Raw genomic sequence first — 26,168 nt, 5'->3', positions numbered from 1 at the left:
TTATTAACCAGGTCCTGAAGCAAGTTCATGGCGACGACCGCTTTTATTAATTTAACATTTATTCATAAATCCAAAGCAGTACCGGTTTTTTTTTGGTTTTGAGCAGCGCATCAATTTTTCTCATGGTACCGTCTGATAAAACAGGGCAGCCGGCACTTTGTCCGAATAAAGTTTGCGGATAAATTTCTTCGTTTGGAATAGGGGTATAAGAATGTAAAACCACAATCCGTTTAAAAGCATTACTGTTCGTTTTTTCTAATCCATACATTTTATAGTGGATATTGATCCCCCAATTGCTATATGAGCGTCCTTTAACTTTGTATTTGCCTAAAGAGGTGCAATAACTCCCTTCTTTGTTGCTGAAAACAGGTTTGTTTGGCGTACTACCACCGCCAACACCATGGGCACAAAGCCCTTCGATGGCGATTTGTTTTTTCTTAAAATCGTAAACAAAAATTCTGTTTTTGCCTGAGTGGATACTCATATCAACCATGATGGTGATTGAGGTATCCATATTATTTTTCTTGCAGAAAGCTAGGGCTTCATCAATTTTATCCTCACTTATTTTATTATTTGCAATAGGTTTAAAGCTTAACAGTGTAAATAAGATGAGGAGCGTAGATAATTTTTGCATATAGAATTAATGACAAGAAGAACACTATTTTTGTTGGTGTGACACCAACAAAAAGAAATAACATGTTTTTTAGTATGAGCTACAGCATGCTTGTTATTTTTTAAACCTTAAAGCGTTAAAAATAACTGGTGTTATATATTTTTTAATGTTTTCCATATCATCACTTAATATAAAAGTATAAGCGTCTGCAATATCTTGTTTGTGTATGGCAACCATCATGCAAAACTTGTAGTTTTTGCCGAAATTTTTTGTTGGCGTAATAGTGGTAAAAAATCCGGCGTCGGCATTGAAATCTTTTTTTACCGACTCAAGAGGGAATTGTTGTATAGCTGGTGGTTTAGTGAATTCATTAGCGATGTTCATCCCTATTGCCATAATTGAGGCGCGAACCATCCTATTGGGGTCTGTTCTAATTTCTCCTTCTTTTTTCGTCTCTTGCCACTTTTTGTATTCTTTTACCCGTTCTATCAAGGAGCGAACAGCATATCTGATCTCAATATGTTTTGTAGTATCGATAACCGCATATTCATACATCATACCTGTATTTTTAATTGGTTCTGTTTTTACAAAACCTACTGGTTGATCCAGCATTAAGCTATTATTCTCAATTGTTTTTTCAAAACTTTCTAGAGGTTTAACATTTTGAGATTTCGCGGTATAGATGATACCCATGAGCGCTATTGCGATAAAATATTTCTTCATTTGTTTAATGGTTTAAGGAATGATGTAGAGATAAGCTAATTTCCATAACCAAAAAGGTAAGAATTAATGAAAAAACAAATGAATCGCGTTTCGGTCGGTGTGGCACCAACCGATAGTACCGAGCTTATAGGTGTAATAAAATCAATGCGATTAAAGCCGGTATTGATTGTACATAAAGAATTTTTTTACTGGCAGTTGCGGCACCATAAATGCCGGCAATAATTATACAGGTTAAAAAGAATATGGCCACATAAAACCTCCAGTGATGATCGCTTATACATAAGGACCAGATTAAACCTGCAGCTAAAAAACCATTGTATAATCCCTGGTTTGCGGCCAATGTTTTTGTTGGTACAAATAAGTCCTTAGGTATAGTTTTGAATACTTTCGGTGCTTTGGTGGTCCATGCGAACATTTCTAACCAAAGAATGTAAAGGTGAATCAAGGCGACGAAGCCGACTGCGATTTGAGCTGCTAATTGCATTTTATAAGGGATTACACAGATTTAAATGATTGCAAAGATTAGGTTCTGTATATTAAAGATATGAAACTTTGAGGATTATTTTGTAATTGTGTTTTAGCTTGCCAGTTGTTGGTTTGCACTGCCGCTGTAGAATAAACCCGATAATAGCGAACACGAGTGCAACGAAGTAAAGCGGATAGCGGGGCTGCTGCCCCCCGAAGGATTACTTACGCACATTTTCAAAAAACAGACAATTTATACTTTGCTTTAGTCTTTAAGCTTAACCCTTTCTACTTCCATTATCCATCTTTCCTACCACATCTTCCATCAATTCTGTCATGCTGTCAGTAAACCATAGCCTCTTTTTTTACATTTTATCAGTCTTTTGCGCATATTATCTGCCAAAAACCAATTGGCACAAGCATTGTTTAATAGCAGTAGAAATTATAATACTTTAAAAAGAGAAATTAAAAATACAATGGGAAAAATTATTGGAATAGACTTAGGAACAACAAACTCTTGCGTAAGCGTAATGGAGGGCAACGAGCCTGTAGTTATCGCAAACAGTGAGGGTAAACGTACTACACCGTCTATTGTTGCTTTTGCAGAAAACGGTGAGCGTAAGGTTGGCGAGCCTGCTAAACGTCAGGCTATAACCAACCCAACAAAAACGATATATTCGATTAAACGCTTTATGGGTAACAGCTACGACGAAAGTGCGAAAGAAGCTGGACGTGTACCTTATAAAGTGATTAAAGGTGATAATAACACGCCACGTGTTGAAATCGATGACAGAAAATATACTCCACAGGAAATTTCTGCAATGATTTTGCAGAAAATGAAAAAAACTGCTGAAGATTTCCTGGGTCAGGAAGTAACTGAAGCGGTAATTACGGTACCTGCTTATTTTAACGATGCACAACGTCAGGCAACTAAAGAAGCTGGCGAAATTGCAGGTTTAACTGTAAAACGTATCATTAACGAGCCAACTGCAGCTGCTTTAGCTTATGGTTTAGATAAAGCACACAAAGACATGAAAATTGTGGTGTTTGACTGTGGTGGTGGTACACATGACGTTTCTGTTTTAGAATTAGGTGACGGTGTTTTTGAAGTAAAATCTACTGATGGTGATACACACTTAGGTGGTGATGACTTTGACCACATTATTATTGATTGGTTAACAAGCGAATTCAAAGCTGAAAACAGCATGGATTTAGCTAAAGACCCAATGGCTTTACAACGTTTAAAAGAAGCTGCTGAGAAAGCTAAAATTGAGTTATCGAGCACAACTTCAACTGAAATTAACTTACCATACATTACTGCTGATGCCAGCGGCCCTAAACACTTAGTACGTACATTATCTCGTGCTAAATTTGAGCAATTGGCTGATAGTTTGATTAAACGCACGATCGATCCTTGTAAATCTGCTTTGAAAAATGCTGGTTTAAGCACAAGTGATATCGACGAAATTATCCTGGTAGGTGGTTCAACCCGTATTCCTGCTATCCAGGAAGCAGTTAAAGCTTTCTTCGGTAAAGAGCCAAGTAAAGGTGTTAACCCTGATGAGGTTGTAGCTATCGGTGCTGCTATTCAAGGTGGTGTGTTAACTGGTGATGTGAAAGATGTATTGTTATTAGACGTTACACCTTTATCATTAGGTATCGAAACTATGGGTGGTGTAATGACTAAATTAATCGAGTCTAACACTACAATTCCAACTAAAAAATCAGAGACTTTCTCAACTGCAGCTGATAACCAGCCTTCAGTAGAAATCCATATTTTACAAGGTGAACGCCCAATGGCTGGTCAGAACCGTACAATTGGCCGTTTCATTTTAGATGGTATTCCACCAGCACCTCGTGGTGTGCCTCAGGTAGAAGTATCGTTTGATATTGATGCTAACGGTATCTTACACGTAAGTGCTAAAGATAAAGCTACTGGTAAAGAGCAAAAAATCCGTATCGAAGCATCTTCAGGTTTAACTGATGCTGAGATCAAAAAAATGAAAGAAGAAGCTGAAGCTAATGCAGCAGATGATGCTAAGCAGAAAGAAGAAGCTGATAAAATCAACGGTGCTGATGCTTTAATTTTCTCAACTGAGAAACAATTAAAAGAGTTTGGTGATAAATTATCTGCTGATAAAAAAGCGCCAATCGAAGCTGGTTTAGAGAAATTGAAAGCAGCACACGGTTCTCGTAACTTTGCAGATATCGATGCAGCACAAGCTGAATTGCAAAATGCATGGAACGCAGCATCAGAGGAAATGTACAAAGATGGCGGTCAGCCTCAAGGTGGCGAACAACCACAAGCTGATGGTCAGCCTCAAGGTGGCGATAACGTGACTGACGTTGATTTTGAAGAAGTAAAAGAAGACGATAAGAAATAGTCTTATAGTCGGAAAGTCTGAGGTACGTAAAGTCCGAAGATTTAAATATAAAAAGCGTTCCTGATTAAATACAGGAGCGCTTTTTTTTGTGCGCTATTCAAACCTCGCAGGTTTTAAATATATCTTTTGTTTTTATTGAAAACGAACGGTTTAGTACTCTTCGCAAACAACAGTCCCGCCATTCGCTAATCCGATGAAGGACCGGAATTGCTGCTGTCGGGTTTAGTAAGGCACGTCTGTGCTTTAATAGCGGTGGGCGCTTAGCTTATATGTCTCTTAAATACCTTATATGGTTAAAGAAAGGATTTGGAAATGAAGGGTTTGGTGCACATTGGTGACGGCAGCCCCGCCATTCGCTTCAATCTTTTTAAACCACTACTGTCATGCTGAGAAACGAAGCATCTTTTCTATTGGTTACTTTGCCTCGTATTAGCGCAACTATTTTAAAAAAGTATTTTCGCTGCTGTCGGGTTTATGGAGAAGGGTCTAGTGCTTTTTATCCAGATTTTTAATTAGCAACTGGCCTAACTTACATTAGCTTTCAATTGTCTTATATTGTTAAAGTGCATCAATTTGATTTTTTTTGATTAAATAGAAAGACGATCCTTTCTGTTAGAAAACCATAAAATAGACAGTTATATACCAGCCCCAAAAAGAATAGAGGACTATTCATAATACTAAAAAACAAAGTGTGTGTAGGAAAACGGAAAATATAATATAGCCTGGCTATTGCGCGTGTTATAGGGTTATTCCCATCCGTACCCTCTTCAACAGCTCCGTATGCAATAAATGTTATAATGGTGAAAGTGAGAAAAAGAAGAGATGCGGAAATAAAAAGCCAAACTTTAAAATTATTTATTTTCATGCTGCTCATTTGATGTTCTGAATATCAGGGTGACGAAAGAACTAAACCAAATTTTCTTCAATAATATCCTGTAATTCTTTTTCGTTTACCGATAATTCGTGTAATAGTTTAAACTGATTTTTTGCCCGGTCTAAATTTTGTGCAGGATAGCTTGTAGGATAATAATTATTGCCACTTAAAAAATCGGTTAAAAAGCGTAAAGCCTGCATATAAATAATATACTTGCCCGAAAATAGGATAAGCTCTTTTTCGGTTTCAGTTAAAATGCTTTTCATTTCCGATAAATAACCTCTTATCATCGCTTCGAAATAGGGTAAACGTATCTTTACCTTATCCATATCGGTTTCATTCTCTGAGAAGGCACATAGGTAGGTACGCATCATATCGCCCAGATCGGAAATAAATTTTCCAGGCATAATCGTATCCAGATCAATTACACAAATCCCTTCATTGGTTTCATCATCTAACAGCACATTACTGATCTTGGTATCGTGGTGCATTACCCGGTCTGGGAAATCTTTTCTGTGCGAATAAGAAGTATAATAATCCAGAATATACCGATGTGTTAAAGCGTCTTCAATTTCTGATTTTGCCTCATCTTTTAATGCTCCTGCTGCCTGGTTTAGCGTCAGTGCAAACTGTTCGTACCTTAAGCCTAAATCATGGAAACCCGGAATAGTAGGCTGAAGGGTTTTCGCGTCAAAGTTATCTAACAGCCTGCTGAGTTTTCCAAATTGTTTAGCTGCTTCATATGCCTGTTTTGGGGCAGCCAGTACATCTAATGAAACGGTACCGGTTACAAAAGGAAGCATCCGCCAATATTCATGATGAATATGTGCCATTTCTTCGCCATTAGCGGTAGAAACTGGTTTTATAAAAAGATACTCAGGATAAGCAAAGTTAAGGTAGTCGGCAATGGCGCGAAGATTATTTGCAATAGCTTGCGGCGATTTGAAAACTGAGGTGTTGATGTTTTGAAGAATATATTTTTTTTCTTCTGCCAGGGGCGAAAGCAAATAAGTACGGTTAATTAAGCCCGTACCTATTTGTGTAATTTTTGTATTTTCTTTAGTGTATCCGTAGGCTTTTAAAACTTCGGTATCTAAATTTAGTTCCATAGTTTTTCTGGATATGTTCCGTTTTTAACCAATTGGTCAATACAATCCTGAACATACGGTTTATCTTCTTTATAGGTTACACCAAACCATTTGTTTGAGGTTGGTACAACTTTAAAGCTTGCTGTATTACTTTTTACCAGGTTTTCACCTATTAACGGGATAAAGAATTCTGCTTTTGGTTTATCTTTATTTGCCTCAGCAAATGTTCTGAACAAATCTTCGGTAATTTTAAAAACCGCTGGCGTAAATCCCCAGAAATTCATCGAAACCGGAGTTTCGTAAGCTAAAGGAAACTCTTCACCATCTTCTTCATAAAAAATACTACCGTCTTTAGGATAAACTTTTGTACGTTCTACAATCTCTTCCAGATTACCTGATGCATCAACTTTGCAAACGCCACGCGAAACCGCACCAAATTCTGATAAGGTTTTGCCAACTTCGTAACCGATAATAGCATAATTGCTGTCTGTTACCTCTGTAGTTAAGAAATCGACCATTTTTTTAAAGGCATCAAAACCGTAGTAATCATCAGCGTTAATGACGCAGAATGGTTCTTTAATTTCGTTTCTGCCCGAAAGGATTGCATGTGCGGTACCCCATGGTTTTTCTCTGTATATTTCTTCTTCAATACCAAACTGTTTTAAGTCGAAATTTTGAAAAACATACGCAGTTTCAATTCTTCCCTCAAGTTTAGGTTCGAAAATAGCTTTGAACTCTTTTACAAACTCTTCTTTAATAATAAATACAACTTTGCCAAAGCCGGCATTAATTGCATCATATATTGAATAATCGATAATGGTTTCGCCATTCGGACCAAAACCATCAATTTGTTTCATACTTCCATAACGGCTTGCCATACCTGCAGCCAATATTAATAGGGTGGGTTTCATCTATTGTTATTTTATTTTGAGAATTTTATATGATTAAGATTGTTACTTTAATCATATTGTATTCATAATGCGAAAATAGTAATAGCTATTTAAATTTTAATTATAAATAACCAGGTGTTTTATTTTATATTTTAGTTAGATATTCAAATAACTTTTTTAAATCCTTGTCTTGTTTGAAAATCAGCTTATCATCCATTACATTATACTTTAAGGGCATGTTTTCATAATGTTTACCAGATTTGGTGGTTACTTTTCCATTAACCCAGTAATCAAATAAATAAGGAGATCCTGTTACATCTTCGTATTTTATTTCTCTTAATTGGGTGCCCTGAACTTCTGCAAATGGCGTAAGTGCATATTGACTGTAGGATTTTAACGAAATAAGCGAGAGCACTAAAAATAGATATTTCATAGTTAATTTATTTAAAATCCAAAAAGTCCGCCACCGGTTTTTGAACGTGTTTTCTTTCCTGTAAGCATACCAAAAATGCCCCTGACAATTTCTTTACCTATTTGACGGGTTATTGTTGCCCCCATTACCTGTTCAACAAGACTCTTTTCACCTGGTTTAGGTTTGCTTTCTTGTTCGGCCTGTTTTTGAGCTTCGGCTTCCTGTTTTTCCTGTTCTGCTGCTGCAGTTTGCTCATTAATGCGTTTAGTTAGAATATCATAAGCACTTTCAGGATCGATAGGGTCTTTGTATTTAGTATACTTCGAGCTGGCATGAACAAGCTGATCGAAATCTGCAGCTGTAAGTGGTCCCATTACGGCCCTTGGTGGGGTAAGCATGGTAGCAGATACTTCCGTTGGAATACCTTTTTCGTTCAAGACAGTAACCAATGCCTGACCTGTTCCCAGTGAGGTTAATATTTTATCGATCTCGTAAAAATCTGATTTTGGGTAGGTATTAACTGTTTTTTTCAAAGCATCTACATCATTAGGCGTAAATGCCCTTAATGCATGTTGTACACGGTTACCCAATTGTCCTAAAACACTTTCCGGAACATCTGTGGGAGCTTGCGTACAGAAGAAAACACCAATTCCTTTTGAACGGATTAACCTGATGATGGTTTCAATCTGCTCTAAAAATGCTTTCGAAGAATTTTTGAACAATAAATGCGCTTCATCAAAAAAGAAGATCAGTTTTGGCTTATCTAAATCGCCAACTTCGGGCATGGTGTTAAATAACTCAGCCAATAAGCTTAACAAAAATGTAGAGTATAATACGGGCTGATTTTGAACGTCGGCAATATTTAACAAACTTATGGTTCCTTTGCCATCAACACGCTCGAAAAGATCTTCAATATCAAAAGATTTTTCACCGAACATACCTGCTAGTCCTTGTTGCTCTATGGCGACAATTTTTCTTAATATGGTACCAGAAGTGGCGGTTGAGATGGTGCCATAACTACTTTTTATTTCGGCGGCACCTGCACCTTCTGATAAATAAGAAACCAGCTTCTTTAAATCATTTAAATCAATAATCGGCATTTTGTTATCGTCGGCATATTTGAAAATTACAGCCATAACACCCGCCTGCGTATCGTTTAAATCTAATATTTTGGATAAAAGCGTTGGGCCAAATTCTAATACCGTTGCCCGCATCTGAGACCCCATTTTGCCCGAAAGCGAATAAATTTCGATGGGAAAGCCGGATGGTGAAAAAGGTTTGTTGAGTTGTTGTGCTCTTTCTTCTATTTTTGGATTCACCGAACCAGGTTGATTTAAACCTGATAAATCACCTTTCACATCCAGCATGAAAACAGGAACGCTGGCATCTGACAGTTGTTCTGCCAATAATTGCAGGGTTCGCGTTTTACCTGTTCCGGTCGCTCCGGCAATTAAGCCGTGTCTGTTCATCATTTTTAGCGACAAATTAACTTCAGCTTCGCTGTAAACCTGACCGTCTAAAATTCCGGCGCCTAAATAAATGTATGAGCCTGTAGGGGCATAGGATGATTTTATTTTTTCGATGAATTTTGAAGAAATATCGCTCATATTTTAAGATTAGATTGCCAATTTAAGAAACAAATCTTAAAAAGGTTGTTTTTTTGTTTCCAGTTTTGATGCAAAATTATGCACAAACGGTTGTTTAGTTATGTTGGTTAAATTGCTTATAATAATTAAGTTCGTTCTGTAATGCCGTTATTTCTTCCTGCATTTGCTGTACCTGATTAAGCAGATGGGAAACCGCATGGATGCCTTCTAAATTAATCTCCAAATCTTGTGCTAAACGAAGATATCGCTCCAGTTTGGTCAATTCATCAACAGGTAAAAAGATCGACTGTTTTTTAACCGTCGTGTGGATGAGGCCAAAATCTTCCAGCGACTGGATAAAGTTAATCTCTACATGGTGGTAGGCACATATTTCTTCTACAGGTATTAGATTGGTTTCCATAATGGTTAGAATTTGGAAAGTTTTTCGAATAGTTCTTTTTGTTCTGCATTGAGGTTGGTCGGTAATTTTACCAGCCACTTGATATATAAATCGCCAAACTGATTTTCCTTTTTATAAAGCGGAAACCCTTTTCCTTTTAAACGTAAAGTGGCATCGGGTTGTGTACCTTCGGGCACCTTAAGTTTAACCTTGCCATTTAAGGTTTCTACAATTTTTTCGCCTCCTAAAACAGCGGTATATACATCTATTTCTTCCTGGATATAGATGTCGTTTCCCTTTCGTTTAAACTTAGGGTTATCTGTAATATTAAATTTGATGTACAAATCTCCGGGAGGGCCATTGTTTACACCTGGTGCACCGTAACCTGGTAGTTTAATTTTCTGTCCGTTCTCTACACCTGCCGGGATGGTAATACGCACTTGTTTCCCATTTACAGTTAAAGTTTGTTTGTGAGTAGTATAAGCATCGAGCAGGTTTAGCTGAAGATCGGCATTGTAATCCTGACCTTTAAAAGGAGAATTTCTGCTGCTTCTGCCTCCACCACCAAACATGGAAGAAAAGAAATCAGAAAAATCATCGCCGCCAAAACCTCCTGAATAGCTATTGCCTCCATAACCTCCGCCTTGCGATTGGTACTGCCTTTGCTGCTGTTGCTGGGCATCTAACTGATCGGCATGCTGCCAATCTTTACCATACTTGTCATATTTTTTCCGCTTCTCAGGATCACTCAAAACCTCGTTAGCCTCATTAATTTGCTGAAATTTTTTATTGGCTTCTTCATTGTTTGGATTAAGATCGGGGTGATGTTTTCGGGCTAATTTTCTATAAGCTTTTTTAATATCCTCAGTTGTTGCATCTTTCTTTAAATCGAGGATTTTATAATAGTCTATGTAGTCCATAATGGCTTAACAAATAAGTAAAGGTAATGTTCAGTTTTATTGCATAAATGTAGGCTTTATAATGGTAGATTTCAATGAGGATTGGTCAGTGTAAAGTAGGTTTGCTTTTCAAAAGCGGTAGATACTAAGTCATTCAACTAACAATTGGTTTACAGTTTCAGATAGAATATCTGACACACGAAAAGGAAACATAATTAAATAAAAAAAGTGCCCCAAATGGAGGCACTTTAATCGATAAAGGTAGAGAGAGATTATTTTTTGTTTTTAACGTATTTTTCTAACCATTGGTCTTGCTCCCAAAGCATATGCAACAGGTTTTCTTTGCCACGGTAGCTGTGTGCTTCATAAGGTAAAAATACAAAACGGGTAGTACCACCAGCACCTTTAATGGCATTAAACAAACGTTCGCTATTAATAGGGAAGGTACCTGGGTTATCGTCAGAATCGCCATGGATTAACAATATCGGGGTTTTAATTTTATCGGCATAACTAAACGGACTCATTTCGTAATACAACTGTGGTACCTGCCAGTAGGTACGTTCTTCATTCTGAAAACCAAATGGCGTAAGGGTACGGTTATAAGCTCCGCTACGGGCAATACCTGCAGCAAAAAGGTTGGTATGGGCCAATAAGTTTGCGGTCATAAATGCACCATAACTATGTCCTCCAACAGCCATACGTTTTTTATCGCCAACACCTAACTCTGCCAGTTTATTAATGGCAGCCTCAGCATTTAACTGTAATTGATCTACAAAGGTATCGTTAGGTTTTTTGCCATCTATGGCAACAATTGGCATTTCAGCATTATCCAGCACAGCATAACCACGGGTTACCCAGAATATAGGTGAGGCCCAGCTAATGGTTGTAAATTTATCTTTTGATCCACGGATCTGTGCGGCATCTGCTGCGGAGTTAAACTCACGTGGATAAGCCCAAATTAATGAAGGTAGTGGCCCATCCTTATCTTTATTATAACCTTTAGGTAAATACAGGTCGCCTGTTAAATCTACACCATCGGCACGTTTGTAAGAAATTTTCTGTTTGGTAATGCCTTCTAATGATGGGTATGGATTAGTGAAATTGGTAATTGGCTGATCGGCGATGCGGAGCATCAGGTTTTTAATAAAGTAGTTCGGTACCAATTTCTGACTCTCTTTGCGGGTCAGCAAAACCAGTTTATCAGGATTAATTACATCGCTTACATATTCGAAGGTTCCTTCGGCACTGCGCCAGATTATTTCATTCTTTTTGGTGGTTAAGTCGAATTTAGCTAAGAAAGGTAAATCTCCTTTTTCTGATGAACCTACCGTATTGTTCATTAACAGTTTGGTGCCATTGTCAACCGTTTTAATGACCTGCCGGCCATATTTGTTTTTAGTAGTAACCGGAGAACCTGGATTGCCATAGGCATCTGTCTGGTTGCGGCTGTATAATTCTTCTACTGCACCGGTTGTGGGGTTATAGCGGCTCACTTTACTGGTTTGTTTGCTGCGTAAGCCTTCCATAATCAGGGCAAGGTTGGCATCGCCCCATTGTACACCGCGGTAACGGGTTTGTGTTTTAAATAATTCTTTTTCTGTTCCGGTAAAAGGTGCACTTAACGCATAAACTGCATCATGAAAGGGAACATCCTTTTTAATTAAACCACTATCCAATGGCTTGCTCCAAACCAATGTTGCAGCTTCATCATCTCTCCAATCGAAACCGTGAGGTACATTTTGTGTATTATCATAGCCAGATGGGGTACCTTCAGATGAAGGCAGTTCCGCTATCACTTTAATGGTTTTTCCGGTTAAATCGGTAATACTTACTGTGGATGGAAAACCATATGCCGTAACCAGGTAAGAAAAAGGTTTACGTATGGTTTCGATCATCATGTAGTTTTTATCGGGCGATAAACTTGTTGAGCCATAAATAGCGGGTTTACCAATGGGCGTTTCTACGCCTGCTGTATTTTTCACCAATTGCGAGGTTGCGAAAAACTCAAACAATTGCTCATCAAAAGGTGATTTAATTAAATCCTGAAAAGTGGCGCTGGGCGCAGCTTTGCCTAAATTTTGCTGAATAGTTGGCCCTTTAGGCATTAATGGTTTTGCTGGGGCGGCACTGGCGGGTTTAGTTACCGTGCGGTAGATAATGGTGTTATCATTTAACCAGGTAAGGCCACTACCTAAAACTACGTTTAAAAAAGCTTTATTGGTTTTTACCGCTTTTTTTGTAGCCAGATCAATAATGTAAAGATCTACCCCTTTTTGAGTAGTGTGGGTAAAGGCAATTTTATTTTCTGATGGATTCCAGCTGATGTTGCTGGCATATAAAGGCGTTGGTAATCCTGTAACCTGAAACGTTTGGTTGGATTTGATGTTTTTTAAACTAAAATTGTTGATGTAGGTTTGCCTGCTTGGCGAGTAATTATTGGGGTTCAACCTCAAGCCTGCAATTCTGTATTCGGGCATGGCCAGCTCTTCTACCGAAGGATAAGAATTGCGCTCGCTAAACAAGATCCATTCTGCCTTGCCATCTATACTTACGCCGGGTGTTGGTTTGGCAAGTAATAAATCGGCAATTTCTTTTGGTGGGGTTTGGTAGCTTACGGCATCTTGTGCAGCTGAATTAAGCGAAATAGAAGCGCTCGCTATCAATAAATAGAGGTGTAGTTTTTTAATCATTTCCGGTTTTTTGTTCGATATAAGGAATAATCAAATATTGTAAAATTTAACTTATTATCGCGTAACTTCTTATTTACATCTATAAGCGGATAGTGCTTCTGTCATGCTGATCCGATCGCTGAAGAATAAATGACCCTTATAAATTTCTAAATGATAATCCTATTTCAACCATTAAGGGGTTAAATCTGTGCTCGCCTGTGACAACAGAAAGCACGGTTACTTTCCATCATACATTTTACACCTTCCATATTTAAGGATAGAAACTTTTTGTATGCGCTACAGAATTGGTAATCATTTCTTTTAAAACAGCAATATCGATATCACTCATTTTTTTTAGGTAAATACAGGCTTTAGATGTTTTATGTTTACCGAATTTGGAAAGCAATTGTTCCCGGTCTTTAAATTGAGAAGACAGATATAAAACGATAGCCTCTTTCCTTGGCGAAAAGCCGGCTAATGGCGCATCACCTTCGCGGCCACTTTCATATTTATAATGATAACTGCCAAAACCAACAATGGCATTGCCCCACATTTTAGCTTTAAAACCAGTAACCTGGTTGATAATATCCGATAGTTTAAAACAATCAGCTCTCTTATTTTCGTCGGGAACGGTATTTAAAAAATCTGGAACGCTTAAATCGTTTTCGGTGGTTTTATTCTGTGCCATATCTTTTTTTAAGATGAATATAAGGCTTTAACCAAATAATTTCAATTTTTGAGGTGATTGTATTTGAAGTAATACGTCATCTCTTGAAAAAAATAGGTTTAAAAAACGGCGTTTTTTGAGGGGTTTTACAATTATTTGCTATAGTAGTTTGATATATGTCAAAAAATTAACACCTTTTATACAACCTTTTACACTTATTCTTACATTTGAATTGTCAATCGTCCCCGATAACTGATTTAATTATTTTTTCATTTTTTAAAAATTAATTATCTCAATGACAACACAATTAAAACAAGGTGAAATTCTTGAGCGCTTAGTGCGCAGAGATCGCATGGGCATCAGCGAGCTGTCCAGAAAGCTTAATGTGAGCCGCAGAACAATTTACAACTGGTTTGGTCAAGACAGAATTGGGCATGAAGTAATTTGGCAGGTAGGCAAATTATTAGGTCAGGATCTTTCTTCGGCATTTCCAGAAGCTTTCCCCAAGTACAACCCCGAATCCACCAATCAAACGGCAGACCCTGGTAAACAAATTGGTTCGGATAATAATTCAGTATATTTCTGGATGAACAAATACATTCATCTGCTTGAAAAATACAACGACCTGTTAATTACAGAGGAGCCACAAGAGCTTGATCCGATTAATAAGGAATTTTCGCTTAGAAATAAAAGATCTGAAACATTTTTATATCAATAAACAACTTTTTACACAATAAGAATACACTAAATCATCCCGTTAGATTTTTTATTTTTATTTAGGCCTTAAATTTCGTCATCCCATTTTCCTGTCTTCAACATTGTAATATTTTTGGGTATTAGTATCAAGCGCTTTTTAAATTTCTAATTTGGTAATCATCAAATTTTAGAAAATAAGCATATGATAACTACTTATCTGATCAGGTGTTTTTTTAGAGCCAATGGCTTTCTTATTTGCTTTTTACTTATTTCTTTCGCTGTTAAAGCACAGCAAAAATTAAATGTGGCCATAGCAGGGCTCAGTCACGATCACGTTTATCTCATCATGAACAGCTACCAGAAGGCTGAAGTTAACATTATTGGTATTGCCGAAAGTAATCCTGAGTTGGTTAACCGGTTCAAAAGCCGTTATAAAATTCCTGATAGCCTGTTTTATCATAATCTTACAGATTTATTAAAGAAAAAGAAACCTGATGTGGTTTTAGCTTACAATGCCATAAGCGAACATTTGGCAGTAGTAGAAGCAGCAGCTCCTCTTGGCATATCGGTAATGGTAGAAAAACCGCTGGCCATAACCGTTAAGCAGGCAGAAAGAATGGCTGCATTGGCTACAACATATAAAGTGCATGTGCTTACCAATTACGAAACTACCTGGTATCCGAGCAATCAGGAACTTTATCAGGATGTAAAGGAAACCAATACCATTGGTGCCTTACGCAAAATAATTGTGCACGATGGCCATCAGGGGCCGAAGGAAATTGGCGTGAGTGCAGCATTTTTAAGCTGGTTAACCGATCCCAATCAAAACGGGGCAGGCGCATTGGTAGATTTTGGCTGTTACGGTGCTAATTTAATGACTTGGCTAATGGATGGAAAAGCGCCAATTTCGGTTACTGCAATTACCCACCAGATTAAAAAAGATGTTTATCCAAATGTTGATGACGATGCAACAATTTTATTGGAATACCCATCGGCTACAGGAATTATCGAAGCGTCGTGGAACTGGCCCTTTAGCATAAAAGATATGGAAGTGTTTGGCGCAACCGGATACATCCAGGCCATTAACGATAAAACTTTGAGACTAAAGAATAAAGGGATGGGTGATTATAAAATTTACCAGGCAAAGCCTTTAAAACCAATTTATTCAAATCATTTAAGTTATCTGTCTGCCGTTTTAAATGGAGAAATTAATTCGGCAAATGATTTATCGTCGCTACAGAATAATTTAATTGTGGTGAAAATTTTAGCGGCTGCGAAGAAGTCGGCTCAAACCGGTAAAAAGGTGGTTTTAAAATAGCCTGATCCCTAACAAAAATAGCCACCTGTGCGATGGCTATTGCGAAGAAGAATGGTATCTTCTTTATGGTGTGCCTGCCCTCCGCGGATCTCCCGCTCACAGGACTTTTTTATCTTTCCTTTATGCTTAACAATTTAGGCAATAGTTGGTTTTTATTCGCATAATAATTTTGCACATCGTGTGGAAAATGTTAATATCTCTACAGAATGGTATATGATATTTACATAACAGGACAAAATACCACTATATGTAAAGTAGGTTTACGTTATTTTTTTATATAAAACATTTTACGGTGTATGGTGTTTGTGATTTGACTGCTCAGGAGCTTCTTAATTATCCTTGTGTACAAGTTATCAAGCACTAAATCATGACCGAATTAAATAACGAACTTTTTTGTAATCTGGGGGATCGTTCTGCTGACGGATATTTTATTTTCGATGATACGGCACAAAATTTTTCATACCTCAATAAATCGATAAGTAAAATTTGGGAACTCAGCATTGATGAAATTATAGCCAATCCAACTGTACTGCTTAACCGCATACACCCCGAAGATATAGCGCATGTAATATCCTGCTACCAGGAATGCCTTGAAGATGGTAAAGAGAAAAAATATGAATTCCGTTTGTTGTTTCCCGACAGAGAAAAATATTTACGGGTAATTGTGTTTGCAATTGCAGATGGAGAGATAAAGCGCTTAGTCGGTACAGTAGAAGATACCACTGTAATGCGCCATAATAAAATCCATATCGAACAAATAAATGCCCGAAAAAATATCACCTTAGAAGTATTGGCGCATGATTTAAAAGAACCACTGGGTATGATGAAATTAACAGCTTCATCCATGTTAGCCGGTATTGAACAAACAGGCGATGAACAGATGATAGATGCGTTATCTTTTATTCAGGATATGTGTGAACGTAACCTGCTTTTGGTACGGAGCATGATTAACCGGGAGTTTTTAAAGTCATCTGTCATAGAAATTGGTAAGGAACGAAATGATTTGGTTTGGGAACTTAGAGATGTAGTCCGTTTTTATAAACGATCGAAACTGGGTAAAATGAAGAACATTAAGCTTACCAGTTCTGCTGAACAGATTTATCTGCGCCTTGATAGCATGAAGTTTTTGCAGGTGATCAATAACCTCATCTCCAACTCAATAAAATTTACTGCCGATTATGGAAATATTTCGTTACATGCCGAAGAATATGAAAGTACCGTTTTAATTACCGTAGCTGATGATGGAATTGGAATTCCGGAAGAACTGCAGGCCGGACTTTTTGACCACTTACCCGAAACCTTAAGGCCAGGACTTAAAGGTGAAGAATCTGGTGGATTTGGTATGGGCATTATTAAGGCAATTGTTGACTTACATCAGGGAAAAATCTGGTTTGAGAGCAAAACCGGTGTTGGAACCACCTTCTATATCGAGCTACCTAAGTAGCCGTTTTTAATTTTAAAATGGCGTAAGTTATATTTGAATTATGATTAACATTATTCTTGCGGATGATCACCATATTATCCGGACCTCACTTAAAGCACTTATAGAAAAACACGAAGGCATCAAGGTTGTTGCAGAAGTATCAGACGGTTTAGCGGTTTTGGAACTCCTGGAAAAAGGAATAAATGCTGATATCATATTATCAGATATTGTAATGCCAAGGCTTGATGGAATAGCTTTGGCCAGCACCATAAAGGAGCGAGGGTATACCACAAAAGTAGTTGTTCTGTCTATTTTAGACGATGAAAAGTATGCGTCAAATGCCTTTATTTCAGGAGCTTTTGCTTACCTGTCAAAGGATATTGAAGAAGATGAATTACTGTTTTGCCTGCAGCATGTAATGAAGGGGAAAAGGTACCTTTCTTCTAATTTATGCATCTCCATTTTAGAGCGTTTTAATACCCAGTTAAATATGCTTTCGCAAAAAATGAATACCGAAATTAACTTTTCTGAACGCGAAATTAATGTGTTAAAACTTATTGCTGATGGCTTAACGAATCAGGAAATAGCCGATAAATTATACTTAAGCAGGAGAACCGTAGAGAGCCAGAGAGAAGCTTTAATTAGTAAAACAGGCACCAAAAACTCGGCTTCTTTAGTTCGTTTTGCCATGCGAAATGGTTATGTAGCCTAGTATTTTTGATCGTTTTAGGGTGCTTTTTTGGCTGTTTTAAATAAACCGTAAAAAATCGGGTATTTCTACAAATAACATTGGATGGTCCTGTTTGTTGAATATCTACAATCAGCCTTAAAACGATCATGGATTCATTAAATTTCAATTGTGACATATACCAATACAGACAACCACTTTTCGATCGTGCACTAGCATATACGCATGATGAAGACGATGCGGCTGATTTAGTTCAAGACACCTTTATGAAGGCCTTCAGGTTTTCGGCTAAGTTTGAAATGGGAAGTAATGTGCGGGCCTGGCTTTTTACGATCCTAAAAAATACCTTTCTTAATCATTATTATAAAGTAAAACGCAAAAACGAAATGATCCAGCAGGAAGACGATTTAACTTCCGTTCAACTGGCTCCAAGCGCTTCGTCTAACGGGGGTGCCGCAAAGTTTATGATGGAGGATATCCAGAAATCGTTAAATGCCTTGCCAGAGGATTGCCGTTTTTGTTTTTGTCGTTATTTTGAAGGTTATAAATATCATGAAATTGCTGCTGAGCTCGATATCCCCCTGGGCACTGTAAAAACCAAAATACATGTAGCAAGAGGTCTTCTAAAAAAGATGCTTAAAAATTATAAATCTGGTTTGGCTTCATAATATCATTTCTCCGACCTGGCTGCAAAGCCAATGGCTAATAGAAACTGGTAATGTTTGAAGATAAAAAAAGGGATAAGCTAAATAGCTCATCCCTATATCTAAACTCAAACATGCGCTCAAACATGAATGAATCTCCAAAATTAAACATTTTAGTTTATTATTAGTTTTAAAAAAATAGGGTAAATAGTTAAATATGATGCCTTATATTCATGCTAAGCCAATTTAGCTTTACGATGTGAAATACTTAGTTTCATTTTTGAGTTTTATTGCGGAGATTTATAAAATGAAACCATCATGATTTTCAAACATCCTATTTCGGATTATTCATGATAACTGCCATTGCAGGTAGGGTTTCATCACCATAAAGCATATTTATACAGATGAAAATAGCAACTTATAATGTAAATGGAATAAACGGGCGTTTACCTGTTCTGTTACGTTGGCTGGAAGAAACCCAACCCGATGTAGTGTGTTTACAGGAATTAAAAGCCCCGCAGGAAAAATTTCCGGAGCAGGCTATTAAGGATGCTGGTTATAATGCGATTTGGCATGGCCAGAAAAGCTGGAATGGCGTTGCTATATTAGCCCGAAATCTGGAAATAAAAGAGCTGAAACGAAACCTGGATGGTGACCCTGAAGATTTGCATAGCCGGTACATTGAAGCAATGGTAAATAATGTGATCATTGGTTGTCTTTACCTTCCGAACGGAAACCCGGCACCAGGACCTAAATTCGAATATAAGTTACGATGGTTTGAGCGTTTTACAGCGCATGCAGCAAAACTATTGGAATATAAGTTGCCGGTAATTTTATGCGGTGACTATAATGTAATACCTACAGAGCTGGATGCATATAAACCGGAACGCTGGGTTGACGATGCTTTATTTCGGCCTGAAACCCGGCTGGCATTTCAAAATTTAATGGCGCAAGGCTGGACAGATGCAATCAGAAAATTATACCCTACTGAAACGATATACACTTTTTGGGATTATTTCAGGAATGCATATGGTAGAGATGCGGGATTAAGAATTGACCATTTTTTACTAAGTCCTCAGGTTAGTGATCGCTTAAAAGCTGCCGGAGTAGATAAACAAGTGAGGGGCTGGGAAAAAACAAGCGATCACGGTCCGGTGTGGATTGAACTAAATGAGGCGTAAAATTACAGGGGTTTATTTTTTAAATCGGTTACATCTAAAATTGTTCCTATTAATTTTAAGCTTTCACCATCCTGCTGGGATAGTATTCCATCAGCTTTAATCCATCTAATCTCCCCATCAGGCCGGCAAATTCTATATACCGAGTGGTAACTGTTTTTTTCTCTCGAAACCGTAAGTTCAATCTCATCCTGAACGTGATCAAGATCTTCAGGTAAGATTAAACTTAAAACTTTGTCATAACTTAAAACCTTATCTGGCGGGCAGCCTAAGTTTTTTTTAAACGACCGGGTGGAACGGAGTATGCCTGTTGCTATGCTCAGCTCCCAAAAACCAAGGCCAAGGTGGTCGAATACCACATCCCAATGATCATCGCAGATAATGGATAGATCAATATTTTTTTTATTCATACTCATAAATAAAGGATAAACTATTAGGGTAAATTACACAAACAATGTAAAGATATTTTGAGTATTAATAAAAATAAACGTAGTGCTCAGGGAGTTAAGCGAATGTTGGGCAAGAGGTAACCTGTGCTACAGTGACTGCTGGATTAGGACAAAAAAAAGTCAAGTTTGAAAAAACTTGACTTTTTGGAATTTAATTCTGAATTAATCTATTTCGTTTGTCGATCAGGAGATCAATTCTCAAACCTCGATATTATCCCACTTCTCGTTTACTTTTTTTGCCTTTTCAATGGCCTCTTTTTGATCTGTTAAATCTTTGTAATAGAAATAACCACCAAATCCTAAGATGAGGATGATATTACTTATTTTAAAACTATGATCAAGCCAATAATTAAATGGTGGTACATGACCGCTAAAACTCTGTTTAATGCTTGGCCAGGAGTTAAGAATAAAAATAATAACGACCATCAGCAAAACCTTTAGCAAGGTGCTGATGATGATTTTTTGGTGGTTTACCTTTTCCATTATTTAAACTCCCTGAAATCCTGTCCGTTGCTTATGTTCAACAAGCTTTCATAAATCAGGCTGATTACATTGTCAACATCCTCTTTGTGTACCATTTCTACTGTAGTGTGCATATAGCGTAGCGGCAGCGAAATTAATGCTGACGGTACCCCACCATTCGAATAGGCAAATGCATCGGTATCGGTTCCGGTAGAACGCGAAGAGGCCTGACGTTGGAATGGAATATGGTTTTTCTCGGCGGTTTTAATTAATAATTTATTTAAATTGGTTTGAACAGCTGGCGCATATGAAACTACAGGACCTTTACCGGCTGATAAATCGCCCTGAATATTCTTGTTAATCATTGGCGTAGTCGTATCGTGCGTTACGTCGGTAATAATGGCCACGTCTGGTTTAATACGCTGGGCAATCATCTCAGCGCCGCGTAAACCGATTTCTTCCTGTACTGAATTTACGATGTATAAGCCGAAAGGAAGTTTTTTCTTGTTCTCTTTTAATAAACGTGCCACTTCGGCAATCATAAAGCCACCAACACGGTTATCTAAAGCACGGCCAACATAATAGCGGTCGTTTAAAACCATAAACTCATCTTCGTAAGTAATTACACAGCCTACGTGAATGCCTAATTTTTCTACTTCTTCTTTTGTGGTGCAGCCACAGTCTAAAAAGATGTTTTTTAATTCTGGTGCCTGTTCTTTTTCGCCATGGCGGGTGTGAATGGCCGGCCAGCCGAATACCGCTTTAACCAATCCTTTTTCGGTATGGATGTTTACGCGTTTTGAAGGGGCAATCTGGTGATCTGAACCACCATTGCGGATCACATAGATTAAACCATCTGCAGTGATGTAATTTACATACCACGAAATTTCATCTGCATGCGCTTCAATAACTACTTTAAAAGCAGCTTTAGGGTTAATAACACCCACAGCGGTACCGTAGTTATCGATGAAATGTTCGTCGATATATGGTTTTAAATAGTTTAACCAAAGTTTTTGCCCTTCCCATTCGTAACCGGTAGGGGCAGGGTTATTGATGTATTCTTCAAGAAACTGCAGCGATTTTTTAGTAACTACAGCAACATGTTTTTTCTTTTCGTCGTCTTTTTTCTTAGCCATATGATTATTCTATAATTATTCGTCATCCTGAACTTGATTCAGGATCTTACTAATAAGATGCTGATCCCGAAGCTTGGGGACAGCATGACGATGAGTAATTTATAATTCTTTTTCCATTACCACAAAATCGTAACCATCTTTAAAAAAGGTTTTATCGGTTTCGTGGAAGCCAAATTTAAAATAAAATTCCTTAGCATTTACACGTGCATTGCACCATAGTTTTGTCGCTTTTTGAATTTTACAAAAATCGAGTATATAGGCCATGAGTTGTGAGCCATAACCTGCTTTTTGAGTATCGGGCAGAATGGCAAGTTTACGGAACTGATAAACATCCCCATTATGAAATAGAGAAACTACTCCCGCTAATTTATGATCGAGGTATAGTCCAAAATGGATGCCGTCAAAATCATCCGGAAGCTTTACACTATCAAAAGGTAATTCAGGATACATGGCCTCGTGCCTGATCCGCCAGGTTAAAGAAGGGAATATTTGCTCAATTTGAACCATAATTATAATAAAAAGCTAAAGCCAATTTTTCCACCGACTCCATAATAGATATCGACTTTGTTAACTGCAGCAAGAGGACCTAAAGCCAACTCGAAGTTAACTTTTCGGCCAACACTGGTTTGAAATCCCCATTGTGGCATAATATTAATCTGGTAACCATATACATTGTCGCTTTGCGTCGGGATGATGGCTAATACATCAAGTCCTACATAACCTGCACTGTTATTTATGGTTTTTTTACCCTTTTTAATCCTGCTGTTAAAATTATAATAATGCCTAAATCCGGCATTAAGCGCAGGATAAACTTTGAAATCTGTTTCTGTGTTCGCACTAAAATTATAATTGTTATCAATAGTAATCTCGGTTTTATAAATAAAAGCTCCTTCGGCTCCCGCACCAAAATAAACTGAAGTTGTTTTACCCACTTTTTGCTCTCTTTCGTAACTGAGTCCTAATAAGGTCAACCTGATTTTATTTAACGATTTTACTTCTGTGGGTTGTTCAACTTTTGTACTGTCCTGAGCCTTTGCTTTACTGAAAATGGCCAGACAAACAAGTAAGGCCGAAAGTGTTTTGATTGCGTTTTTAGATTTCATGAAATTTATTGATTGGTTATTTGTTTTTTCTTCCGTAAAACTGATAAATTAAAATATTCAGGACGATTATGCCCGTCATTCCGTAACAGAACAATGCCCATCCGCCTTGGTCCCAAAGCCATAAACCCAAGGCAGAGCCGCAGCTGGCACCAATAAAACTAACCGACATAAAAATGGTGTTAAGTCTGTTTCTGGCCTCTGGTATTAGGGTATAAATCCGGGTCTGGTTGGTTACGTGTATGGCTTGCTGACCGATGTCGATAAGCACAATGCCGATTACAAACAGGTACAAATGGCTTCCTGTAAAATAAAACAAGGCGATACTCACAATTTGTAATATAAAACCAATCATTAAATTTTTACGTGGATTGTTGCCATCGCTTAATTTACCAACCAATGGAGCAGCCAATGCGCCTGCAGCTCCTGCAATTCCAAATAAGCCAATCTGTAAAGTCTGGAAATTAAAAGGAGGGTTAGCCAGAAACAATACCATAGTCGTCCAGAATGCGCTGATAATGGCGAAAGCCAGGAAGTTGATAATCGATGTCTCCCTTAAAGCCGGCTGGGTTTTGATATAACTAAACATCGAGCGCATAAGCTCTTTGTAGGTTCCTTTAAAAGCGGGGTAGCTTTGTGGAAAACGTTTGGCCATTAACAGAATAAGCAAGCTACAAATTCCGGCGGCGATATAATAAACGGCCCTCCAGCCTAACCAAAAACCAATACTTCCGCTTACGGCCCGGGAGGCTAGAATTCCAACCAGCAAACCACTCATAATCATGCCAATATTGGCCCCACGGTTTTCATCGCTACTTAAATTAGCCGCTAAGGGCAAAATGAGTTGAGGTACGATAGAGCAGCCTCCTATTAAAACAGAGGCAACTTCTAGTATAAAAAAAGTATGCGAAAGCGCAGCGACTAATAATGCCAGAATAGCGAGACCGGTAATTACGAGGATCTGTTTTTTACGCTCAAACATATCACCCAATGGCACCAAAAGGAAAAGACCTAAAGCGTAACCGATTTGTGTGAGGTAGGTTATCCTTCCCGCATCGGTTTCAGTAAGATTAAAATCTTTCGCAATTAAGATTACCAAAGGTTGGCAGTAGTAAATATTTGCAACAATCAGGCCTGTGCAAAAAGCCATGAGGAGGATATCGGCGCGTTTTAACATGTAACGAAATGTAAAATGTAAATAGTGAATGTAATATGTATCATGTAAAACGGGTGATGGGAAATTAGTCCATTATCCATCTTACCTCATCCATCTTTCATCTTTACAAAGGTATATTTCCATGTTTTTTTCTTGGATTATTCACCACCTTATTTTCCAACATCTTAAAAGCTTTTATCAACTTTATACGGGTTTGGGCCGGTTCAATCACTTCATCAACAAAACCACGCTCGGCCGCACGGTAAGGATTCGCGAAGATATCTGAATATAATTTTTCTTTTTCCAGCCATTTTTCTTCAGGCTTTTCTGCTGAAGTAATTTCTCTTTTAAAAATGATTTCGGCTGCTCCTTTAGCGCCCATTACAGCAATTTCTGCACTTGGCCAGGCGTAATTCATATCTGCGCCAATATGTTTGCTGTTCATCACATCGTAAGCACCACCATAAGCTTTTCTGGTAATTACGGTAATGCGTGGTACGGTGGCTTCGCTAAAAGCGTACAATAATTTTGCACCATTGGTGATAATGCCATTCCATTCCTGATCTGTACCAGGTAAAAATCCCGGAACATCTTCAAATACGAGTAATGGAATGTTAAAACAATCGCAAAAACGGACAAAACGGGCAGCTTTGGTAGAAGAATTACTATCTAAAACGCCTGCTAAATAGGCTGGTTGGTTGGCTACAATACCAATACTTCTTCCCGCCAGGCGTGCAAAACCTACCACAATATTTTCAGCATAAGCCGCGTGTACTTCTAAAAAACTATCTGTATCAGCCACAGCAGAAATTACTTCACGTATATCATAAGGCTGTGAAGCATTTTCAGGCATAAAAGTATTGAGTTCCGGCCGGCTTTCATCAGCGGTTTCGTAAGGTAAATGATCAGCTATTTCCTCACAGTTTTGTGGCATATAACTCAGAAGCTTTTTTAAGTGGTTAATCGCTTCGATTTCATTGGCACAGGCAAAATGGGTAACGCCCGACTTTGTAGCATGTGTACTGGCACCTCCTAACTCTTCTGAAGTTACTTCTTCGTGTGTTACCGTTTTAACTACGTTTGGGCCAGTCACGAACATATAAGAAGTGTTTTCTACCATTAAAATAAAATCGGTAATGGCTGGCGAATAAACGGCTCCACCTGCACAGGGTCCCATTATGGCCGATAGCTGCGGAATTACGCCCGAAGCCTGTACATTTTTATAAAAAATATCGGCATAACCACCCAATGAAACCACACCTTCCTGAATGCGGGCACCACCACTATCATTTAAACCGATTAACGGCGCACCATTTTTCATTGCCATATCCATCAGCTTGCAAATTTTCTCTGCATGGGTTTCAGAGAGCGAGCCACCGAATACAGTGAAATCCTGAGAAAACACATAAGTTAACCTGCCACTAACTGTTCCATAGCCCGTTACTACACCATCGCCCAGATATTTTTCGCGTTCCATACCAAAATCGGTACTGCGGTGGGTAACCATCATGCCAATTTCCTCAAAGCTTCCTTCATCCATTAAAAAATGAATGCGTTCGCGGGCAGTGAGTTTACCTTTTTTATGCTGACTGTCGATCCGGGCCTGTCCGCCACCAAGGTTTGCCTGGTTGATTTTATCTTTAAGTAATGCTATTTTTTTATCCATTGCTGAAGCTATGAGATTTTAAATTTAAAAATTACTAACGGTAATGCAAGGTCAGGGGAATGTTATTTCTCTCAGAACTAAACAGGATGTTAAGTAAAGCAAATGGCGTGACCATAGCAGCAGTGAAAATACTGATGGCAATTTTCCTAAAATAAAAGTTTTTAAGATGATTAGGAAACGGTTGGTTCTGTGCTTTTGGCCATTGTAGTCCTGCTTTTTGGTACGAGTTCCGATGCTAATTTAGTGCCGATTTATCGGTAAAGGATCGGAAGCTGTTCCCGGCAATCAGGTTTATTTAACTGAGGTGGTGCAGGAAACCCTAGCAACAGGCTTTTGTTAACTAAACCCGACAGGAGCGAACATCCCGATTAAAGCACTGTCTGTTTTGTCTTTGATCGTGTGCTTGCTTGTTTCACAGGTTTCATCGGGATAAAGCGGATGGCGGGACTACAGTCGCTATGCAAGGCTGCCCTTTCATTTCCAAAAAAAGAAAAAAATAATATAATTAGGAAACGGTTGGTTCTGTGCTTTTGGCCATTGTAGTCCTGCTTTTTGGTACGAGTTCCGATGCTAATTTAGTGC

The 26,168-nt window shown here is 38.1% G+C and carries 25 protein-coding genes; 7 read left to right on the top strand and 18 right to left on the bottom strand.

Annotation, left to right across the window (positions count from 1 at the left end; genetic code table 11):
• Nucleotides 1–58: 58 nt before the first annotated feature.
• The 3 genes from AC07YT_RS16385 to AC07YT_RS16375 form a co-directional block, all read right to left on the bottom strand.
• Nucleotides 59–634 (bottom strand): murein L,D-transpeptidase catalytic domain-containing protein, encoded by a 576-nt coding sequence (locus AC07YT_RS16385; protein ID WP_086547733.1) that lies wholly within the window; start codon nt 632–634, stop codon nt 59–61.
• A gap of 93 nt (nt 635–727) precedes the next feature.
• A complete protein-coding gene (locus tag AC07YT_RS16380) occupies nt 728–1,336 on the bottom strand; it encodes a hypothetical protein (protein WP_086547732.1) in 609 nt (202 codons plus the stop codon).
• A gap of 124 nt (nt 1,337–1,460) precedes the next feature.
• Nucleotides 1,461–1,820, bottom strand: coding sequence for a DUF1304 domain-containing protein (locus tag AC07YT_RS16375; RefSeq protein WP_086547731.1), 360 nt, complete (start codon nt 1,818–1,820; stop codon nt 1,461–1,463).
• Nucleotides 1,821–2,277: 457 nt separating this feature from the next.
• On the opposite strand from AC07YT_RS16375, the gene dnaK reads away from it, so the two are divergent.
• Complete coding sequence (dnaK, locus tag AC07YT_RS16370) at nt 2,278–4,185, top strand: molecular chaperone DnaK (protein WP_086549413.1); 1,908 nt, start codon at nt 2,278–2,280, stop codon at nt 4,183–4,185.
• 906 nt (nt 4,186–5,091) lie between these two features.
• On the opposite strand, the gene AC07YT_RS16365 is transcribed toward dnaK, so the two are convergent.
• The 8 genes from AC07YT_RS16365 to AC07YT_RS16330 all read right to left on the bottom strand — a co-directional run bounded on the left by AC07YT_RS16365 (nt 5,092) and on the right by AC07YT_RS16330 (nt 13,691).
• Nucleotides 5,092–6,168 (bottom strand): phosphotransferase enzyme family protein, encoded by a 1,077-nt coding sequence (locus AC07YT_RS16365; protein ID WP_086547729.1) that lies wholly within the window; start codon nt 6,166–6,168, stop codon nt 5,092–5,094.
• On the bottom strand, nt 6,159–7,058 hold the full coding sequence (locus AC07YT_RS16360; protein WP_086547728.1) for a nucleotidyltransferase family protein: 900 nt from the start codon (nt 7,056–7,058) through the stop codon (nt 6,159–6,161). The genes AC07YT_RS16365 and AC07YT_RS16360 overlap by 10 nt, the downstream gene beginning before the upstream one ends.
• A 124-nt stretch (nt 7,059–7,182) precedes the next feature.
• Nucleotides 7,183–7,470: a hypothetical protein gene (locus AC07YT_RS16355; protein ID WP_086547727.1), complete on the bottom strand. Its 288-nt coding sequence runs from the start codon at nt 7,468–7,470 to the stop codon at nt 7,183–7,185.
• 11 nt (nt 7,471–7,481) lie between these two features.
• Entirely contained in the window at nt 7,482–9,056 is a 1,575-nt protein-coding gene (locus AC07YT_RS16350) for a helicase HerA-like domain-containing protein (protein WP_086547726.1), read from the bottom strand.
• Between the two features lie 94 nt (nt 9,057–9,150).
• Nucleotides 9,151–9,456: a chaperone modulator CbpM gene (locus tag AC07YT_RS16345; RefSeq protein ID WP_086547725.1), complete on the bottom strand. Its 306-nt coding sequence runs from the start codon at nt 9,454–9,456 to the stop codon at nt 9,151–9,153.
• Between the two features lie 5 nt (nt 9,457–9,461).
• Complete coding sequence (locus AC07YT_RS16340) at nt 9,462–10,355, bottom strand: DnaJ C-terminal domain-containing protein (protein WP_086547724.1); 894 nt, start codon at nt 10,353–10,355, stop codon at nt 9,462–9,464.
• Nucleotides 10,356–10,606: 251 nt separating this feature from the next.
• On the bottom strand, nt 10,607–13,024 hold the full coding sequence (locus AC07YT_RS16335; RefSeq protein WP_086547723.1) for an alpha/beta hydrolase family protein: 2,418 nt from the start codon (nt 13,022–13,024) through the stop codon (nt 10,607–10,609).
• Nucleotides 13,025–13,274: 250 nt separating this feature from the next.
• Nucleotides 13,275–13,691 carry a DUF1801 domain-containing protein gene (locus AC07YT_RS16330; RefSeq protein WP_086547722.1) on the bottom strand — a complete coding sequence of 139 codons (417 nt, stop codon included), beginning with the start codon at nt 13,689–13,691 and terminating at the stop codon, nt 13,275–13,277.
• Between the two features lie 274 nt (nt 13,692–13,965).
• Here AC07YT_RS16330 and AC07YT_RS16325 point away from each other — a divergent pair, with 274 nt between their 5' ends.
• From AC07YT_RS16325 to xth, 6 genes are all read left to right on the top strand, one after another.
• Entirely contained in the window at nt 13,966–14,388 is a 423-nt protein-coding gene (locus AC07YT_RS16325) for a helix-turn-helix domain-containing protein (RefSeq protein ID WP_086547721.1), read from the top strand.
• 180 nt (nt 14,389–14,568) lie between these two features.
• Nucleotides 14,569–15,684, top strand: coding sequence for a Gfo/Idh/MocA family protein (locus tag AC07YT_RS16320; RefSeq protein ID WP_086547720.1), 1,116 nt, complete (start codon nt 14,569–14,571; stop codon nt 15,682–15,684).
• 367 nt (nt 15,685–16,051) lie between these two features.
• Nucleotides 16,052–17,128, top strand: coding sequence for a PAS domain-containing sensor histidine kinase (locus tag AC07YT_RS16315; protein ID WP_086547719.1), 1,077 nt, complete (start codon nt 16,052–16,054; stop codon nt 17,126–17,128).
• Between the two features lie 40 nt (nt 17,129–17,168).
• Nucleotides 17,169–17,819, top strand: a complete 651-nt coding sequence (locus AC07YT_RS16310; protein WP_086547718.1) for a response regulator transcription factor — start codon at nt 17,169–17,171, stop codon at nt 17,817–17,819.
• A 125-nt stretch (nt 17,820–17,944) separates the two neighbouring features.
• Nucleotides 17,945–18,463 (top strand): RNA polymerase sigma factor, encoded by a 519-nt coding sequence (locus AC07YT_RS16305; RefSeq protein WP_086547717.1) that lies wholly within the window; start codon nt 17,945–17,947, stop codon nt 18,461–18,463.
• Nucleotides 18,464–18,843: 380 nt separating this feature from the next.
• Entirely contained in the window at nt 18,844–19,620 is a 777-nt protein-coding gene (gene xth / locus AC07YT_RS16300; RefSeq protein ID WP_086547716.1) for an exodeoxyribonuclease III, read from the top strand.
• A gap of 2 nt (nt 19,621–19,622) precedes the next feature.
• Here the strand turns inward: xth and AC07YT_RS16295 are convergent, their stop codons facing one another.
• The 7 genes from AC07YT_RS16295 to AC07YT_RS16265 all read right to left on the bottom strand — a co-directional run bounded on the left by AC07YT_RS16295 (nt 19,623) and on the right by AC07YT_RS16265 (nt 25,586).
• Complete coding sequence (locus AC07YT_RS16295) at nt 19,623–20,027, bottom strand: PAS domain-containing protein (protein WP_494945416.1); 405 nt, start codon at nt 20,025–20,027, stop codon at nt 19,623–19,625.
• 237 nt (nt 20,028–20,264) lie between these two features.
• Complete coding sequence (locus tag AC07YT_RS16290) at nt 20,265–20,549, bottom strand: hypothetical protein (protein ID WP_086547714.1); 285 nt, start codon at nt 20,547–20,549, stop codon at nt 20,265–20,267.
• Entirely contained in the window at nt 20,549–21,664 is a 1,116-nt protein-coding gene (locus AC07YT_RS16285; protein WP_086547713.1) for a M42 family metallopeptidase, read from the bottom strand. Before AC07YT_RS16285 ends, AC07YT_RS16290 begins: the two co-directional genes overlap by 1 nt.
• Before the next feature lie 99 nt (nt 21,665–21,763).
• Nucleotides 21,764–22,171, bottom strand: coding sequence for a GNAT family N-acetyltransferase (locus AC07YT_RS16280; protein WP_494945415.1), 408 nt, complete (start codon nt 22,169–22,171; stop codon nt 21,764–21,766).
• A gap of 2 nt (nt 22,172–22,173) precedes the next feature.
• Entirely contained in the window at nt 22,174–22,767 is a 594-nt protein-coding gene (locus AC07YT_RS16275) for a hypothetical protein (RefSeq protein WP_086547711.1), read from the bottom strand.
• A 16-nt stretch (nt 22,768–22,783) separates the two neighbouring features.
• A complete protein-coding gene (locus tag AC07YT_RS16270) occupies nt 22,784–23,941 on the bottom strand; it encodes an MFS transporter (protein WP_494945414.1) in 1,158 nt (385 codons plus the stop codon).
• 103 nt (nt 23,942–24,044) lie between these two features.
• The gene (locus tag AC07YT_RS16265; protein WP_086547710.1) at nt 24,045–25,586 is read right to left on the bottom strand and encodes an acyl-CoA carboxylase subunit beta; all 1,542 of its coding nucleotides are present in this window, start codon (nt 25,584–25,586) and stop codon (nt 24,045–24,047) included.
• Nucleotides 25,587–26,168 lie beyond the last annotated feature (582 nt).

It is taken from the genome of Pedobacter sp. GW460-11-11-14-TSB4 (genome assembly GCF_059423705.1).
Note: the sequence above shows the minus strand (reverse complement) of the source record. Positions and strands in the feature narration are given on the sequence as shown.

Bases quoted from the DNA above. Each gene is read 5' to 3' on its own strand.
- AC07YT_RS16385 (WP_086547733.1), bottom strand. From the start codon at position 634: ATGCAAAAATTATCTACGCTCCTCATCTTATTTACACTGTTAAGCTTT.
- AC07YT_RS16380 (WP_086547732.1), bottom strand. From the start codon at position 1,336: ATGAAGAAATATTTTATCGCAATAGCGCTCATGGGTATCATCTATACC.
- AC07YT_RS16375 (WP_086547731.1), bottom strand. From the start codon at position 1,820: ATGCAATTAGCAGCTCAAATCGCAGTCGGCTTCGTCGCCTTGATTCAC.
- dnaK (WP_086549413.1), top strand. From the start codon at position 2,278: ATGGGAAAAATTATTGGAATAGACTTAGGAACAACAAACTCTTGCGTA.
- AC07YT_RS16365 (WP_086547729.1), bottom strand. From the start codon at position 6,168: ATGGAACTAAATTTAGATACCGAAGTTTTAAAAGCCTACGGATACACT.
- AC07YT_RS16360 (WP_086547728.1), bottom strand. From the start codon at position 7,058: ATGAAACCCACCCTATTAATATTGGCTGCAGGTATGGCAAGCCGTTAT.
- AC07YT_RS16355 (WP_086547727.1), bottom strand. From the start codon at position 7,470: ATGAAATATCTATTTTTAGTGCTCTCGCTTATTTCGTTAAAATCCTAC.
- AC07YT_RS16350 (WP_086547726.1), bottom strand. From the start codon at position 9,056: ATGAGCGATATTTCTTCAAAATTCATCGAAAAAATAAAATCATCCTAT.
- AC07YT_RS16345 (WP_086547725.1), bottom strand. From the start codon at position 9,456: ATGGAAACCAATCTAATACCTGTAGAAGAAATATGTGCCTACCACCAT.
- AC07YT_RS16340 (WP_086547724.1), bottom strand. From the start codon at position 10,355: ATGGACTACATAGACTATTATAAAATCCTCGATTTAAAGAAAGATGCA.
- AC07YT_RS16335 (WP_086547723.1), bottom strand. From the start codon at position 13,024: ATGATTAAAAAACTACACCTCTATTTATTGATAGCGAGCGCTTCTATT.
- AC07YT_RS16330 (WP_086547722.1), bottom strand. From the start codon at position 13,691: ATGGCACAGAATAAAACCACCGAAAACGATTTAAGCGTTCCAGATTTT.
- AC07YT_RS16325 (WP_086547721.1), top strand. From the start codon at position 13,966: ATGACAACACAATTAAAACAAGGTGAAATTCTTGAGCGCTTAGTGCGC.
- AC07YT_RS16320 (WP_086547720.1), top strand. From the start codon at position 14,569: ATGATAACTACTTATCTGATCAGGTGTTTTTTTAGAGCCAATGGCTTT.
- AC07YT_RS16315 (WP_086547719.1), top strand. From the start codon at position 16,052: ATGACCGAATTAAATAACGAACTTTTTTGTAATCTGGGGGATCGTTCT.
- AC07YT_RS16310 (WP_086547718.1), top strand. From the start codon at position 17,169: ATGATTAACATTATTCTTGCGGATGATCACCATATTATCCGGACCTCA.
- AC07YT_RS16305 (WP_086547717.1), top strand. From the start codon at position 17,945: ATGGATTCATTAAATTTCAATTGTGACATATACCAATACAGACAACCA.
- xth (WP_086547716.1), top strand. From the start codon at position 18,844: ATGAAAATAGCAACTTATAATGTAAATGGAATAAACGGGCGTTTACCT.
- AC07YT_RS16295 (WP_494945416.1), bottom strand. From the start codon at position 20,027: ATGAATAAAAAAAATATTGATCTATCCATTATCTGCGATGATCATTGG.
- AC07YT_RS16290 (WP_086547714.1), bottom strand. From the start codon at position 20,549: ATGGAAAAGGTAAACCACCAAAAAATCATCATCAGCACCTTGCTAAAG.
- AC07YT_RS16285 (WP_086547713.1), bottom strand. From the start codon at position 21,664: ATGGCTAAGAAAAAAGACGACGAAAAGAAAAAACATGTTGCTGTAGTT.
- AC07YT_RS16280 (WP_494945415.1), bottom strand. From the start codon at position 22,171: ATGGTTCAAATTGAGCAAATATTCCCTTCTTTAACCTGGCGGATCAGG.
- AC07YT_RS16275 (WP_086547711.1), bottom strand. From the start codon at position 22,767: ATGAAATCTAAAAACGCAATCAAAACACTTTCGGCCTTACTTGTTTGT.
- AC07YT_RS16270 (WP_494945414.1), bottom strand. From the start codon at position 23,941: ATGTTAAAACGCGCCGATATCCTCCTCATGGCTTTTTGCACAGGCCTG.
- AC07YT_RS16265 (WP_086547710.1), bottom strand. From the start codon at position 25,586: ATGGATAAAAAAATAGCATTACTTAAAGATAAAATCAACCAGGCAAAC.